The sequence below is a fragment of the Desulfococcus multivorans genome, from assembly GCF_001854245.1.
Taxonomy (GTDB): Bacteria; Desulfobacterota; Desulfobacteria; order Desulfobacterales; family Desulfococcaceae; genus Desulfococcus; species Desulfococcus multivorans.
In genome coordinates, this window is the sequence record NZ_CP015381.1 from 4,246,776 (window position 1) to 4,260,381 (window position 13,606).

The 13,606-nt window shown below is 50.2% G+C and carries 15 protein-coding genes and 1 pseudogene; 8 read left to right on the forward strand and 8 right to left on the reverse strand.

Going from position 1 to position 13,606, the window contains the following annotated elements:
- Position 1: 1 nt before the first annotated feature.
- The 6 genes from dmul_RS18580 to dmul_RS19900 form a co-directional block, all read right to left on the reverse strand.
- Positions 2-409 carry a (deoxy)nucleoside triphosphate pyrophosphohydrolase gene (locus tag dmul_RS18580; RefSeq protein ID WP_070962467.1) on the reverse strand — a complete coding sequence of 136 codons (408 nt, stop codon included), beginning with the start codon at positions 407-409 and terminating at the stop codon, positions 2-4.
- Between the two features lie 561 nt (positions 410-970).
- Complete coding sequence (locus dmul_RS18585; protein WP_020875277.1) at positions 971-1,585, reverse strand: DUF4276 family protein; 615 nt, start codon at positions 1,583-1,585, stop codon at positions 971-973.
- On the reverse strand, positions 1,582-2,730 hold the full coding sequence (locus dmul_RS18590; protein ID WP_070962390.1) for an AAA family ATPase: 1,149 nt from the start codon (positions 2,728-2,730) through the stop codon (positions 1,582-1,584). Before dmul_RS18590 ends, dmul_RS18585 begins: the two co-directional genes overlap by 4 nt.
- 15 nt (positions 2,731-2,745) lie before the next feature.
- Positions 2,746-3,015, reverse strand: coding sequence for a hypothetical protein (locus dmul_RS18595; protein ID WP_020878591.1), 270 nt, complete (start codon positions 3,013-3,015; stop codon positions 2,746-2,748).
- Positions 3,012-3,476 (reverse strand): hypothetical protein, encoded by a 465-nt coding sequence (locus tag dmul_RS18600; protein WP_020878590.1) that lies wholly within the window; start codon positions 3,474-3,476, stop codon positions 3,012-3,014. The genes dmul_RS18595 and dmul_RS18600 overlap by 4 nt, the downstream gene beginning before the upstream one ends.
- Positions 3,477-3,740: 264 nt before the next feature.
- Positions 3,741-4,019 (reverse strand): formylglycine-generating enzyme family protein, encoded by a 279-nt coding sequence (locus tag dmul_RS19900; protein ID WP_257785904.1) that lies wholly within the window; start codon positions 4,017-4,019, stop codon positions 3,741-3,743.
- Here dmul_RS19900 and dmul_RS21360 point away from each other — a divergent pair.
- From dmul_RS21360 to queC, 4 genes and pseudogenes are all read left to right on the forward strand, one after another.
- A pseudogene (locus dmul_RS21360) lies at positions 3,983-4,141 on the forward strand (IS66 family transposase); the annotation flags it as partial. The gene dmul_RS19900 and the pseudogene dmul_RS21360 sit on opposite strands and share 37 nt — an antisense overlap.
- Positions 4,142-4,347: 206 nt before the next feature.
- Complete coding sequence (gene queD, locus dmul_RS18615; RefSeq protein ID WP_020878559.1) at positions 4,348-4,734, forward strand: 6-carboxytetrahydropterin synthase QueD; 387 nt, start codon at positions 4,348-4,350, stop codon at positions 4,732-4,734.
- Positions 4,731-5,369: a radical SAM protein gene (locus dmul_RS18620; protein ID WP_020878558.1), complete on the forward strand. Its 639-nt coding sequence runs from the start codon at positions 4,731-4,733 to the stop codon at positions 5,367-5,369. Before queD ends, dmul_RS18620 begins: the two co-directional genes overlap by 4 nt.
- A gap of 12 nt (positions 5,370-5,381) precedes the next feature.
- The gene (gene queC / locus dmul_RS18625; protein ID WP_070962395.1) at positions 5,382-6,077 is read left to right on the forward strand and encodes a 7-cyano-7-deazaguanine synthase QueC; all 696 of its coding nucleotides are present in this window, start codon (positions 5,382-5,384) and stop codon (positions 6,075-6,077) included.
- Between the two features lie 23 nt (positions 6,078-6,100).
- Here the strand turns inward: queC and dmul_RS18630 are convergent, their stop codons facing one another.
- Positions 6,101-7,147 (reverse strand): IS630 family transposase, encoded by a 1,047-nt coding sequence (locus tag dmul_RS18630; RefSeq protein ID WP_070962397.1) that lies wholly within the window; start codon positions 7,145-7,147, stop codon positions 6,101-6,103.
- Between the two features lie 1,369 nt (positions 7,148-8,516).
- On the reverse strand, positions 8,517-8,846 hold the full coding sequence (locus dmul_RS20385) for a hypothetical protein (RefSeq protein WP_152495394.1): 330 nt from the start codon (positions 8,844-8,846) through the stop codon (positions 8,517-8,519).
- Positions 8,847-9,559: 713 nt separating this feature from the next.
- Between dmul_RS20385 and dmul_RS20390 the strand changes: the two genes are divergently transcribed.
- The 4 genes from dmul_RS20390 (at position 9,560) to dmul_RS18675 (ending at position 13,486) form a co-directional block, all read left to right on the forward strand.
- The gene (locus tag dmul_RS20390) at positions 9,560-9,982 is read left to right on the forward strand and encodes a hypothetical protein (RefSeq protein ID WP_020877351.1); all 423 of its coding nucleotides are present in this window, start codon (positions 9,560-9,562) and stop codon (positions 9,980-9,982) included.
- Positions 9,948-10,325, forward strand: a complete 378-nt coding sequence (locus dmul_RS18650; RefSeq protein ID WP_040415327.1) for a hypothetical protein — start codon at positions 9,948-9,950, stop codon at positions 10,323-10,325. Before dmul_RS20390 ends, dmul_RS18650 begins: the two co-directional genes overlap by 35 nt.
- 353 nt (positions 10,326-10,678) lie before the next feature.
- The gene (locus dmul_RS18655) at positions 10,679-11,350 is read left to right on the forward strand and encodes a hypothetical protein (RefSeq protein ID WP_020877349.1); all 672 of its coding nucleotides are present in this window, start codon (positions 10,679-10,681) and stop codon (positions 11,348-11,350) included.
- A gap of 1,275 nt (positions 11,351-12,625) precedes the next feature.
- Entirely contained in the window at positions 12,626-13,486 is an 861-nt protein-coding gene (locus tag dmul_RS18675) for a hypothetical protein (protein WP_020877346.1), read from the forward strand.
- Positions 13,487-13,606 lie beyond the last annotated feature (120 nt).

Below are 13,606 nucleotides of genomic sequence, written 5' to 3' on the forward strand. Positions count from 1 at the left end.
TTCATCTCCGCAGCCGGCAATATTCGGCCAGTACGGGCATGTCGGCCTCAGCCCAGTCCAGGGTGTGGAGCTGATCCAGAGGGAGCCATTGCAGGGCGGCATGTTCGAGCGGCACCGGCTCTTCCTTCCTCAGGTAACAGATAAACGGGTACAGGGTCACCGTTACGGAAGGATACCGATGTGTAGACGGCTTGAGGGGGCCGGCAATGACAACGTTCACACCCATCTCTTCGTCTATTTCCCGGATAAGACACGCTTCCGGAGATTCGCCCTGACGGATCTTTCCGCCGGGAAATTCCCATTTCAACGGAAGACTCATGGTGTCGCTGCGCTGAGCGGCAAGCACAAGCTCGTCACGCTCGATGATAGCACACGTCACGTGAATATGTTGTCCGGTCACTTTAGGCATTCCCCACCTGAACATGCTGCTGCGGCCGTGGTGCTTCAGCTTCAAAAAAGTCATAGTCCCGGAAAGTCTGCAATCCGGCGGCTTCTCGCACGGTCAGGCCGCGACAATACATTTCGCCAATACCGTTATGGTACTGTTACAAAATCATACCGCAAGTCGGACCGCTTTTCCAGGGTCAAGCCCTACGAATCCTGAAAAACATTGACCGAAACGGCCGGGGACCTGTTCGATCCGGTTCGACAGTTCAAGCCGTCCGATGATATCGCCGGCATGCACACGTTCAAACGGCTCATCAGGAATCTTCGTTGGATAGATATGGCAGGGATAGTCGTCACCTCCGATCGCAGCAGCAGCTCGCAGTTCGGGGCGTTGAACGAAAGTCGGTGAAGATTTTGAAATCACCCCCGGCGTCATACCAGATCACAATGCAGCGGTCGTTCAGCAGGTCGATCAGTTTCTTATGAAGAAAGGCGGTGAATTTCATGGAGCGTCCTCAAAAACAGCGGGCAGCCGGCCGCAAACGTCAAAAATGCCCAAATAATATAAGCAGGTAAAAACGTTTCATCGAATCACCGTTCCTCCGCAAATGGTCAGAATTGTATTGATAAAAGACTTCAGTTCCGTGCATTGGTTGATCGCCGTCGATAAATCGTTTTCACGAAGAATTCGTGCCGCATCGCGGGGCTTGACATAGCGGTCTCTGCATTTGCCGATCTCGAAAATATCCCGGATTCGATGTGCCGGCGGATTATGATGATTCACCGTCTCGGGGTTGCCGCCGGGTGCAGCCCTGTTGTGCTTCGCCAATTTTTGAATTGTGGGCCAGTAAGGCAAGAGCCATGCCTCGAAATCATATTGAGCGGCATGGGGATGAAAACGCGGTTCATTTCCCACCCATTGCCTCATTTTGGTTTTGGCGTCTTGTGCATTGGTGAAATCGGGAGGGGTTGTGCCGGTGTAGACATCCGTCAGTGCAATCACATGGTCCGCGGGTTTTCTTCCTCCCAAAAGGTTTTCCACAACCCGTCTTAATTTATCTTCTTTAGGGATTCGGCCGTCGTAGGGAAAAACATCCAACTTGGGATTGTCGCCGGTCAGACGGTTTTTCAAAAAATTCCGGAGATACGGAATAAACGCCTTTTCGGTTTTGCCCTCGACGATGATGGATATTTTCATGACCGGCCCCCCATCCGCCCCATTCGCCATACTTCGTCAAGACTGTACTCGGCCAGCCATTGGTCAAGATCCATTGAATCGGCCCATGTCGCTGTCGCACAGCCATCATCATCAACATCCATGACCACCACCTCATCCGGATTCAAAAACCGGATAAAACGGTCGGAATGGGTGGCCACGATCAACTGGGTTCTCTTGGACGCCTCCCGCATCAAATCGGCGAGCAGGCTCAATAATTCCGGGTGCAGGCTGACTTCCGGCTCGTCTATCATGGTGATCGTTGACAGGTTCGGGCTTTGAAGCAATGATACAAGCCAAAGGAAACGAAGCGTGCCTTCCGAAAGTTCATTCATGTAGATCGGCTTGTTGAATTGTTTGTCTTTCCAGGTCATCGCCAGCATGCCCGCCGCCACTGGCGGAAAGCTCAGTTCTTCGAAATCCTGAAAAGCCGCTCTAAGAGAATCTATAATAATTTCAAATCGTTCTCTGTCGACTTCACGCAGGTAATAAAGATAAGGTACCAGATCGCCACCGTCGGGTCCGGGCAATGTCGCCGGCTTCATGGGCTGGGGCATTTTAACCGGTGCTCGGGGCCCCACATCCAGCACGTGATACTGTGTGGCCGTCGCCAGAATACGCCGCAGCTCCTCCGGTTGCCGAAACATTTTCGGAACCTGCGAGAGTGATGTTTCCAAGGGGTTGTGTTCCCAATCGGGACGGACGAGACGGTTTTCCTCTGTTTCGTAGTATCGGATATCACCGTCCGACGATTCGATGTGTCGAAAAGGATTATTGAAGCCTTGCCGCTTCTGAGACAACAATTCCCTGGAGATGGAATACCCTGTACCCTTTGGTGCAAGCCGCAGTTCATATTCAAGCGGCTCGTGACCGGGAACCGTCATATCCACAAGGAATGACAGATCTTCACTCTTGCCGCGGGTCAGAAGGTTCGCGATACCGCCGAATTGCGACAACATGCTGTTTAGATTGCTTGATGCCGAAGCGGACAGGATGGATAAGGCATCAAGAAAAGATGTCTTACCGACCCCGTTTGCGCCGATCAACACCATAAACGGCCGCACCGGCAGGTCGACTTTCAGCAACCGCCTGAAACCGCCTATTTTAATCCGGTTAATTTTGTACATTATATTCCTCCTGTATCAGGATTTTTCCTTCTTATTGCGACGACTGCGGCCGCCTTTCTTCTTGGAAGCGGGCTTTTCCACCTCGCATAGCTCCTCAAGCCCATGTGCGATAGCGATGAAACGGTCCTTTTTACAGACGTCCCGCACCTGGTCGGGCCATATCGTGTAGGCGAGATGCGTCCGGTCATCGGCGCTCTTTTCCAATTTGTCCCAAACCTTTTTGGTGTCGTTCGCCCATGATCTCAGGTTGAAAAGACCGGTTAGCGGTGCGGCGTTGATGATCACGCCGTCGTTGAGGTCAGGTTTGCAGGGAGACGCCGCGATCCGAACCAGCTCCTCGGGCAGACACGAAGCTCACCGAGGAATGTCTGTGTTTCATTCAGCCGGTCGCGCAACCGGGTCGCCTCTCGACCGGAAGCGGCTTTCAATTCTTCTTCGACATGGGCGAGGCCGCGCTTGATCTCGCTGATCTTGGGCTTGACGTGCTTGTTGACTGCGGCGTAGAGGGTCTGGTCGGTCAAACGGTGATGACAAATCCAGATGGTATAGGACCCCGAGGCCGTCGACAGCGGCCAGTAAATCGGGGCCTTGTGGCGGCCTTTGGAATAACGCTTCAAGTGATCCTGAAAGAACTTTGCGGGTTTGCGGAAATAGTCTCGAAGCTCGGAGACGCCGAGGATATCGCAGATTTCCATCTCCATCTCGTAGGCTTTGTCCTTCCAGAGAATTTCTAAGACCTTGCGCACGCGACGGACGATATCGTCTCGGTGGGGCTATGCACCATTGAACAATAACATTCATGAAAACATTAAGTCAAGTTGTTACCTGCGGCGTGAAAACGCTGAAAATGTGACGGATTGAAAATGCACAAGATTCAGAGGTTGAGGGCGGAGTGCCGGCCCAAATTCGGACGCCGGCAGAGGACCGTCACCCGCTGGCAGCCGGCTGCCACCCGCTCCGTTCTCCTCCGAAGCGATGCCCCCGGCTCTCTCCGCTCCTTACCTACCGGCCTAACGGCTGGGCTCACCCAGCTGACCTGGAAGGCAGACAAGCCGGAAGCCGATGAAGCTGTTCCGGAGGTCGGGATCGTCCCAACTGCGGTTTGCCGTCCGGCAGTAGGCGGCATCCAAGTTCCACGAGCCGCCGCGCAGGACCCGGGACGACCCTTCTTCCACGTCCATACACCATTCCCAAACGTTCCCCGCCATGTCATGGCAGCCATCGGGGCAGACGCCGTTTGAAAAACACCCTGCCGCCGTCTTCAGACAATCCCTACAAGAAGAAACCAAAGCGCAAAGCCGTCCAGAAGCGAGCCGGCGCCAAAAAAGGGCACAAAGGGCATATCCAGAAACGTATGATGCCCACTGAAATTGTCATTCTTAAGCCGGAACGTTGCCCCTGCGGCAAAAAGATCAGCCAGGTCGAACTGCGAGAAAACATCTTGCGAAAACACATCCAAATTTGATAAATATAGCTCAGCATTTTGAATCTTTTCTTGTTGAGTTTGGTCGCTCTAACCGGGATAAGGTTCAAAATGCATTTTTTTTGCTCAGATGTCACTCAATTTTTTGAAAAAGTTACGACTGACGAGAGGAATAACAAGATGAAGGAAACCCCATGAAGGAAATCCACGAAATATACGTCAAAACCCATTTTTCCGCCGCGCATTGTCTGGAAGGCTATCCCGGCGACTGTGCACGGCTCCACGGACACAACTGGATCATCGAGGTCCATGTCCGCTGTGAAAGGCTCAACGAGATCGGCATCGGCATCGATTTCCGCGATATCAAGACAGCGGTCAAGGAAGTCCTTCAGGGGCTCGACCATTTCAATTTGAACGAACTGCCGGCCTTCAAGTCGGTCAACCCCACGTCGGAGAACATCGCCCGATTTCTTTATAAAGAGCTGAGCTGGATATTGAATGCCGATGGGATCAAGGTTTCGAAAGTCAAGGTTTGTGAGACTCCCGGAGCTGGGGCCTATTACTGGGAGGAGGAGGATTGACCCTCACCGTCAACGAAATTTTTTTCAGCATCCAGGGCGAATCCTCGTTTGCAGGCCGCCCGTGTGTCTTTATCCGTCTCACCGGTTGTAATCTGCGGTGCGCTTATTGCGATACGCGATATGCCTATTACGACGGCGTGGCCCTTGATATTCCGGATATCCTTCAACGAGTGGCCGATTACCAGTGCCCATTGGTCGAGGTGACCGGCGGTGAGCCCTTAATCCAGGCGGAGACGCCGCTTTTAATCGGAGAACTCATCGAAAGGGACTTTACCGTACTATTAGAGACGAACGGAACGCAGGATATCAGCCGGATCGACGACCGATGTATCCGGATCGTCGACGTCAAATGTCCCACTAGCGGCGAGGCCGACAAAAACGATCTCGACAACTTCGATCGTCTATCGTCGCACGACGAAATCAAATTCGTCATTGGAAACCGGGAGGATTACGAATTTGCAAGGACGATTGCCGGTAGGCTTTCGGGCCGGCCCAACCCGGTACACTTCTCGCCGGTCTTCGGTCGGCTTGCACCGGACCAAATGGCGGCATGGATACTGGAGGACCGCCTCAATGTCCGTCTCCAACCGCAACTCCACAAAATCATCTGGAACCCCGAACAGCGGGGTGTATGAAAGGCAGTTCGCATGGAAACACCCCGTAAGGCCATCGTCCTTTCCAGCGGCGGCCTCGACTCTACGACGGTCATGGCCATTGCCAAATCAGAGGGATACGACATCTACAGCCTCAGTTTCAGTTACGGACAGCGCCATTCTGCGGAACTGGACGCCGCAAATCGCGTGGCCGACACCATCGGCGTAAAAAAGCATTTAGTGATCAACGTGGATATGAGGCTCATCGGCGGATCGGCCCTGACCGACGACATTGCCGTGCCCAAAGACAGAAATGAGAGCGACATGGCCGGTGAGATCCCGGTAACCTATGTTCCGGCCCGGAATACCATCTTCCTATCCTACGCCCTCGGCTGGGCCGAGGTGGTCGGGGCCTCCGACATCTTCATCGGCGTCAATGCCGTCGACTACAGCGGATATCCGGACTGCCGACCCGAGTTTATCGCAGCCTTCGAAGCACTGGCCAATCTCGCCACCAAAGCGGGCGTGGAGGGGCATAAGATCCGAATCCGGTCGCCACTCATCCACCTGACCAAGGCCGAAATCATCCGGAAAGGCACAAAACTGGGTGTGGATTATAGCCTCACCTTGAGCTGCTATGACCCTTCGCCTGAAGGAAAGGCCTGCGGGCGATGTGACAGTTGTCTCTTACGGAAAAAAGGCTTTCTGGCGGCTGGCGTTGACGATCCGACGGCCTATATGGCGTCGTAGAGAGGATGATATTAACCCGGCAATTAAAAAACCGAACATACTGCATAGTGAATTTTAGGATCCTTGAAGTACTTCATCACTCGATTCGGCAGTTTTTGAAGCTTCCGCAAGTGTGATATCGCTTTTTTCTTCAACTGCTTTTTAGTTCTTGCCGGCACGCCTGAATGGACGCCGGCCTTGAGATCACAGTTGAGGTATTCATCCGGATTCAGCTCAGGGGAATAAGACGGCAAAAAGAACACTTCAATCCGTACCTTGTGTTCTGATAGCCAATCCCGGACTACATCGCTGTGATGGACTTTCAGATTGTCGAGGATCAGATATACTTTTCTGTCTGCATCCTTTATGAGACGCTCCATGAATTTGATCAATGTTTCTGAATTCATTCTATTCTCATACACCATGAAACGGACCTTGCCTTGATTCGTAACGGTGGAAATCAGATTGACCCGTTCGCATCTGGGGTGAAGAGATATGGCCGGCGTCTGGCCCCGAGGCGCATAGCTTCTGCCATGATAACTGTCATTACAGAGGCCGGTTTCATCCCCCCAGTGGATTTCGGCGTTTTCCGACCGGGCTCTTTTTTCAATGGCAGGATACTCCTCTTTAAGCCATTTTTTGACAGCCTTGGGGTTCTGCTTGTAAGCTCGCCTAAGCGGTTTCTGTGGTGTAAAACCCCATCGTTTCAGGTATTCGCCGACGGTTCGTATTGGCATATCGACGGAAAATCGTTCTTTGATCAGTTGTTGGACCGCGATGCGAGTCCAGAGAGCGAAAGGCAGTTTGAGCTGATCCGGACATTTATCGTAAATTGTCTTCCGGACCTCTTTTTCCTGGTCCGGAGTCAGAGTTCGGCAACCCCCATAGGGTCGACCACGCTTTTTTATCTGGATCGCTTTTGCTCCCTCGCGTTCATACCTTTTGCACCATCCACAAATAGTCGTAAAATGGACGCCAATAATTTCGGAAATCTCTTTGTATGTCCTTCCGGATTTGCGAAGACGAATTGCCTGATTTCGAAGCTGTTGCTGTACTTCCGGCGCAAGTTTGCGTGCATCAATTTTTTCCATGCACACTCTATAGCATATTCTTCAATTTTTTTATATCTTTAATTGCCGGGTTAATACTGTTGGATTGTACCGGACAATAAAAAAATGAAAGAACCTGATTTCTCAAGCCTTTTGGGATGGTGTTGGACGCTGTTGGAAGGAGGGTTGGTGGCGATGCAGGGACTTGAGGACTTGAACCTTACTTGTAGCTAAGCGCTTTAAATCCTTGCTGTTCGTCGCTTCCGACCGTCATGCCTTTATTTAATGTGTGTAAGAAATATGCCTGAAAAGTGTGTAAGTTAAATTGGCCTGAATGTCAAGAGGCGAAGCCTCCTCAAGAGGCGAACTTCCAGGCTAACCTCCAGGCTAACCTCCAGGCTAACCTCCAGGCTAACCTCCAGGCTAACCTCCAGGCTAACTTCCATTTTGGCGCAAAAATCTGAAAGGGTATATCGTAGGGGGGCGGAAAGAATTCCCCCCGGTGGGGGTGGTCGTGCTCGCGAGATCTCGTACATACGCGGCTCTTGCTGCCGGGGGGATACCCCTCGCTCTTGCAGGAACCACACAAGCCTAGGAAGCTGCGCATCTCTCAGCGCTGGCGCATCTCGTGCATGCGTTGCGCTCACCTGCATCTATTAAGGAGGGGGGCGATCCTTGGAGAAGCTGCGCTTCCTTGGAGAAGCGCTGGCGCATCTCGTGCATGCGTTGCGCTCACCTGCATCTATTAAGGAGGGGGGTGATCCTTGGAGAAGCGCTGGCGCATCTCGTGCATGCGTTGCGCTCACCTGCATCTATTAAGGAGGGGGGTGATCCTTGGAGAAGCTGCGCTTCCTTGGAGAAGCGCTGGCGCATCTCGTGCATGCGTTGCGCTCACCTGCATCTATTAAGGAGGGGGGTGATCCTTGGAGAAGCGCTGGCGCTTCCTTGGAGAGGGTCCTTGGTGTCTACCCAGGCAGCTGAGATGCCAGGACAGGTGAACCACTGACCGCCAACCTCAAGAGGCGAAACTGCCTCCTCAAGAGGCGAAACTGCCTCCACCGCAAGAGCAGCAAGCTGCTTATCGCTTCTGTAAGCCACGAATAACCTACGTTATACCAACCAGCCATCCTCATTAATAGACATATCCGGATTACTGAGAGCACCATCAAGCGACGATCTCTTTGTTTTAATGTCCAGGCATTCGATTTCATGTCAGAAGCCTCACCTCTTTTTGTTTGACCTGGAGATATGTTTACTTAATGTTTATTGTTAGTTAGCTTATTAGTTAACATAAGGCCTATTATCAGACGTTAATGTTATCTTCTTGATTTAATTCTGAATTCCTGTTTCACCGTCCAACTATCCCATATTGGCACGAATTTAGTAATTCCAATATGTTAATATCTGCTGCCTATTCTAAAGGCAGACAGTCAAGGCAGACAGTCAAGGTAGACACCAGCAGCTCCAAGAGGCGAAGCCTCCTCAAGAGGCGAAGCCTCCTCAAGAGGCGAAGCCTCCTCAAGAGGCGAAGCCTCCTCAAGAGGCGAAGCCTCCTCAAGAGGCGAAGCCTCCTCAAGAGGCGAAGCCTCCTCAAGAGGCGAAGCCTCCTCAAGAGGCGAAGCCTCCTCCGTGAAGCTCTCTCAGCAGCTTGCTGAAGCTTTCGTGAAGCTTTCGTGAAGCTTTCGTGAAGCTTTCGTGAAGCTCTCAGCTGCCACAGAACCGACGATCTTTTTGAGGACATACCCTTCTATAGGGAGACAGACATCAGCAGCTTGCTGAAGCTTTCGTGAAGCTTGCTGAAGCTTTCGTGAAGCTTTCTTAGATGCCCTTGGGGATTGACCGAGGCAGCTCCGAAGGAGATGCTGAGACTGGCATCAGCTGGTGAAGCTGTAATGTAGCTTCCATGTTGATTGATTCCGATTAGAACCTTCCTTGGAGAAGCTACGCTTCCTTGTAAACAGTTGATTTTACCATATTTTAGATACCCCTCAGTATAGGATATAATCAATGCAAAGGGGGGACTTTAGGGGGGTAAGTTAAACATTAAGTTAAACTGAAAGTTAAACTGAAAGTTAAACTGAAAGTTAAACATTAAGTTAACCTCTTAGTTTTCTCTTTTATTTTTATCAATAAATAAAACATCTCTTAGTTAACATTAAAGATAACTCTTAGTTAACTAAAAGATAACCTTAGGCTTCACCCAAGTTATCCTTGGTTTTAGCATATATATTTGCTTCTCCTTTCTCTTTCTATCGATCAGGTAGTCAGGGTGGGTCCTCTTCCAGCCCACCTTGGCTACCCCCCTTTTCGAACATGCATAAAAACCAATAAGTTACCCAATAAGTTTACCAATAAAATAACCCTCAAGAGGCACAGCCTCCTCAAGAGGCACAGCCTCCTCAAGAGGCACAGCCTCCTCAAGAGGCACAGCCTCCTCAAAAAGGAGTAACACAAATGCCAGAATACAGAACCAAGGTCCAACTTCAGGCCCGCCTGGAAAAAGGTCCTTCTCGGCGAATAACTTTCTCTTTGACAAAAACCCCATCAGCCACCCTCGATGCATGCCACAGGCTCATCGGTGAAAACTTATCAATCAGGACGAGTACCTCAGTTATCCTGATGCGAGCGTTCGAGTGCTACAAAGAGCACCTGGAGAAGCTTCCGGATGCAACAGACGTTATTGAAGCGCTGAATATTGAGAAAAGTAAGCTTTTTGCTGCCGCCAACCGGAGCACAGATCAGTTCGATTTCGACAAACGTTCGTACTACAGGTACGATCGCAAAATGAGAATGAAGAGAAAAACGGAGAGAAAAACGGAGAGAAAGGAGAATGACAATAACAATGGCCTCATCAAAGAAGAAGCAGCCACAGAGTAAACAAAAGGTTAGCATCCAAGACGTGGATGTTGATGCAGAACGTGAAAAGGTATTCGACCTTTATTTCAACACCGTTGATCTTTGTCAGACCGCAGTTAAACAAGCCAAGGCAGGGGATGCCAAATTCAATGGGTCTTTGCTCCGTGAGATCGTAGGCTTCCTGAAGCAGAGCGCAGGAATCCTTAAAGAGATCGAGCAATTCAAGCGTCAGGCTGCTGTCAATGCTGCGATTAGCGCCACGCCTTCAGAAGAAGATGCCAATCTCCTTGCAGAGTTCGAGGAGATTGAAAGAAATTCGGAATGGTCGGATAAATATGATCCAATGTCTCTGCCTCTCGAATAATATTGAGTTAAGAGTTTGAGCCACTGTTGTGTTTTGAGTAGCGCATCCAGTGGCTCTTCCTGGCCTACCTGGTGGATTCACAGATGGGACCTGATTTAACCTGAGGGTGATATCAGAGAGCACTGTGATGAAGCCCGGTAGATACCCAGGAAGTGAACATGAAGTGAACATTACAATTTTGTCAGATTATGATACCTGATGATAGGCCAAACCTATCATTGTCTTACAAAATTGTAACATTCATGCATGCGTTTGAATTGTAGTCATCTTAACCTAAAATCAAAATTCATGTTCACAAACAGACAAACCTCATCCATCATAAAATCCATCATAAAATAACAGGAGGCATCACAATGGTTTCACCTCTATGGCAACACCTCCGTGAAAAATACGGAGGAGGTCAGTGTTCAATCCCAGGTTGCGGAGCAGAACGCTTTGAGATTTCCCAATATTGTCAAAAACACGCTTTAAAAAAGCAGTACTGGGGCCATCCCGAGGCCGCCTTCGTTCCCCTTAGTTATTACAAAACCGAGATCCTTGAGGTAACCAAGGTTATTATAAAAAACCGGCAGCATGTATCCGTCAATGCCGCTTTAAACTTCCTTAATGAATACATCGAGACGTCCAAACGTGTAGCGTCAGGTGAACTCCCGGCTAACCTCTTTCCTGTACCGGCACCCGAATTTATTATGTCTATCGGAGATTCACGGCTATTAAATAAGAACGGCATCAGGGATTTGGAGCCTCTCTTGATCAGGATGGCTGGCCTTCATTTGTACTGTGATCGTAATGAAGGCGGACCAAACGTCAGGGATCATAATCACAGAATCCATCTCATGGGGCATGTTCTGCTCTGGTATGCTAAACCAAGTAGATTAAAGGGGAGGGGCATCCCCCGTCGCAAGGTTGGGGCATATATTTATGAGAATTTAAGTAAATTCCTGATCAATGTTGCACGGTCAGTAGGGAGAGAGATCGAAGGAGCCATTAGGTTTCAAAAGGTTCAGGAGATGGACCTGAAATAAGAGATTTCAAAGAAAGAAAGGAGAGAGAGATAAATTATGCCAGCATTAAAAGACGAAACAGGGAACGTATATGGCCGCCTTACTGTAATTGCCAGAGCGGAGAGGCCTGAGGGATTGAAAAACACAAATGCTTACTGGCGGTGCCGCTGTGAATGTGGAAGGGAAGTGGTTGTTAATGGGGGGGATTTGCGGCGTGGAAACACATCCTCGTGTGGCTGTTACCAAAAGGATAGAACCTCCGAGACAAAGTCAAAGTCTGAGGTCCCTCTATATGGCCTCTGTGCGCAATTTCCTAAAGAGTACACTGTGTGGTACCGTATGGTTGATCGCACGACTAATCCTGGTAATGGAGACTTCGCGACCTACGGACTCGAAGGTATTAGATGCTGTCCTCGGTGGCGGCGCAGTTTCAAAAATTTCCTTGAAGACATGGGGCCACGCCCGAAGGGGGGTCTTGGTGAAATCCATCTTGATCGTACGGATGGCGACGGCCCGTATGCACCCTGGAACTGTAAATGGGTGAGTCAAAGAGAGAATATGCTTAACAGAACAAGCACGGTCTGGTTGCAAGACCCACTGGACGGTGAATTTTTATGTCAGAAGGATATGGCGCGCAAATTTGGATTGAAGCCTGTAACCCTCCAGGCACGTCTGAACAGACTCGGGTGGCCCCTGGAGAAAGCCCTTATGACTCCAGTCGATAAGCGAATGGCCACGAAGCATAAAAGTGAACCTCAAGCCAAAGAAGCGAAGCTTCCTAAACCCCAAGAGGCCATGCCTCCCCAACCTAAGATTCTTCAGCCTTCCCTCTAAGAGCACATCAGATATCAACTGAGAGCCTCCAGAATCCACGATCTTTTCCCTCCCGTACCCTACCTTCCCTCCCAGGAGATCGTCTCTTCCTGAGCGTCAACCACCTACCATAACAGGAACAAATAAGCATATGAGCGTCATCCATACCTGTATCACCGGCCCAGACAATAAGATTGAAGAACGTGAGCTCACCCTCGGCAAGGCCATCAGATTGCACTGCCTCGAATGCCTCGGTTTTAGCCCTGATGAGGTTAGCCGGTGTAGCCACCAGATTTGTCCGCTTCATCCATTCCGCTTCGGTAGAGATCCCAGTCACACGAGGGAGATGACCGATGAGCAGAAGGCCGCTACAGCTGCGCGTCTCAAGGCCGCAAGACAGACAGCCAAGATTGAAGATTGAAAACTTTTAACTAATAATCAAACTCAAACTCTAACTCATTAAGAGAAAGGAAAGCACAAACAATGTCCAACGACAACAACAACAACGTCTATAAGACTGGCAAAGGCAATTCTTACAGCATGAACCTCAATCGTCTCTCCGGCGGAGCGCTTGAAATCCAAGCAAATAACATCAATGACACCCAAGTTGATGATGACCGGCCCTTCCCCAGCATGATTGGTGTCTCAGCCGAGGTTTCCGCCGATGGCAAGGTAAGTTTCGGTAAAGGGCTCCAAACGTACAACGGCGCCTCACTCGCGTCCAACCTTCAAGGAGACATCCTGTCAACTGCAAAGACAAAATGGGGAACACCTGTCTCCGATCTGAGCAAATATTCCGATAACGAGGTCATTGTTACGGTACAAGGCACGCAGTGTACGCTCAAAACTGCTCTCCAGGTAGGCCTTGTACACAAAGATTCCAACGGCAGTGTGGTTGATCCGACTGCCAGCAGAGAAGCTTCTCCACAGCCTCCGCAGAAGACGCTCGAAGTTGACCTCGCGGGGAACTCCAGGCAAAATCTCAATGCTGTCTACCAGCGCTTGGGGTCCGGGATTGCAGATAACACGATCGTGAGTTTGATCAACGCAGCGATAAATGAGGATGGGACAAAGGCTGACCGGACGCTTGAATCTGCCTCCAAAGCTTTAGGCATCAATGCCAGCGCAACCAAGCAGATCTTTCAGAACGCCATTAGCGATGTCGAAAAGAACGCCACGGCATTTGGCGAGAAACACCTGGGTCTTCCGATGAAAGAGGTTTTCGAGCATCTAACCACGTGCAGCAAGATGTACCGTACAAGCGTCTATATCCGCCTCCTGAACAGCGATCTCTCGGTTTTTCCTGAGTTAGCCGAAAATCATAAACTTAAGAACAAGTTCTAAGAAAAGGAGAGCGAAGCATGTCCGATCTAAAGAGAACCCCTACGGAGGAGCGAGGTAAGCCTCAGTCGATGAAGCTTAAAACCAAGGAAGAAATTCTAAAAAGATGCCTTGCCTGTAAAG

Excerpts from the sequence above, each read along its gene's own strand:
- dmul_RS18580 (WP_070962467.1), bottom strand. The coding sequence starts at position 409 with ATGCCTAAAGTGACCGGACAACATATTCACGTGACGTGTGCTATCATC.
- dmul_RS18585 (WP_020875277.1), bottom strand. The coding sequence starts at position 1,585 with ATGAAAATATCCATCATCGTCGAGGGCAAAACCGAAAAGGCGTTTATT.
- dmul_RS18590 (WP_070962390.1), bottom strand. The coding sequence starts at position 2,730 with ATGTACAAAATTAACCGGATTAAAATAGGCGGTTTCAGGCGGTTGCTG.
- queD (WP_020878559.1), top strand. The coding sequence starts at position 4,348 with ATGAAGGAAATCCACGAAATATACGTCAAAACCCATTTTTCCGCCGCG.
- queC (WP_070962395.1), top strand. The coding sequence starts at position 5,382 with ATGGAAACACCCCGTAAGGCCATCGTCCTTTCCAGCGGCGGCCTCGAC.
- dmul_RS18630 (WP_070962397.1), bottom strand. The coding sequence starts at position 7,147 with ATGGAAAAAATTGATGCACGCAAACTTGCGCCGGAAGTACAGCAACAG.
- dmul_RS20385 (WP_152495394.1), bottom strand. The coding sequence starts at position 8,846 with ATGTCCTCAAAAAGATCGTCGGTTCTGTGGCAGCTGAGAGCTTCACGA.
- dmul_RS20390 (WP_020877351.1), top strand. The coding sequence starts at position 9,560 with ATGCCAGAATACAGAACCAAGGTCCAACTTCAGGCCCGCCTGGAAAAA.
- dmul_RS18650 (WP_040415327.1), top strand. The coding sequence starts at position 9,948 with ATGGCCTCATCAAAGAAGAAGCAGCCACAGAGTAAACAAAAGGTTAGC.
- dmul_RS18655 (WP_020877349.1), top strand. The coding sequence starts at position 10,679 with ATGGTTTCACCTCTATGGCAACACCTCCGTGAAAAATACGGAGGAGGT.
- dmul_RS18675 (WP_020877346.1), top strand. The coding sequence starts at position 12,626 with ATGTCCAACGACAACAACAACAACGTCTATAAGACTGGCAAAGGCAAT.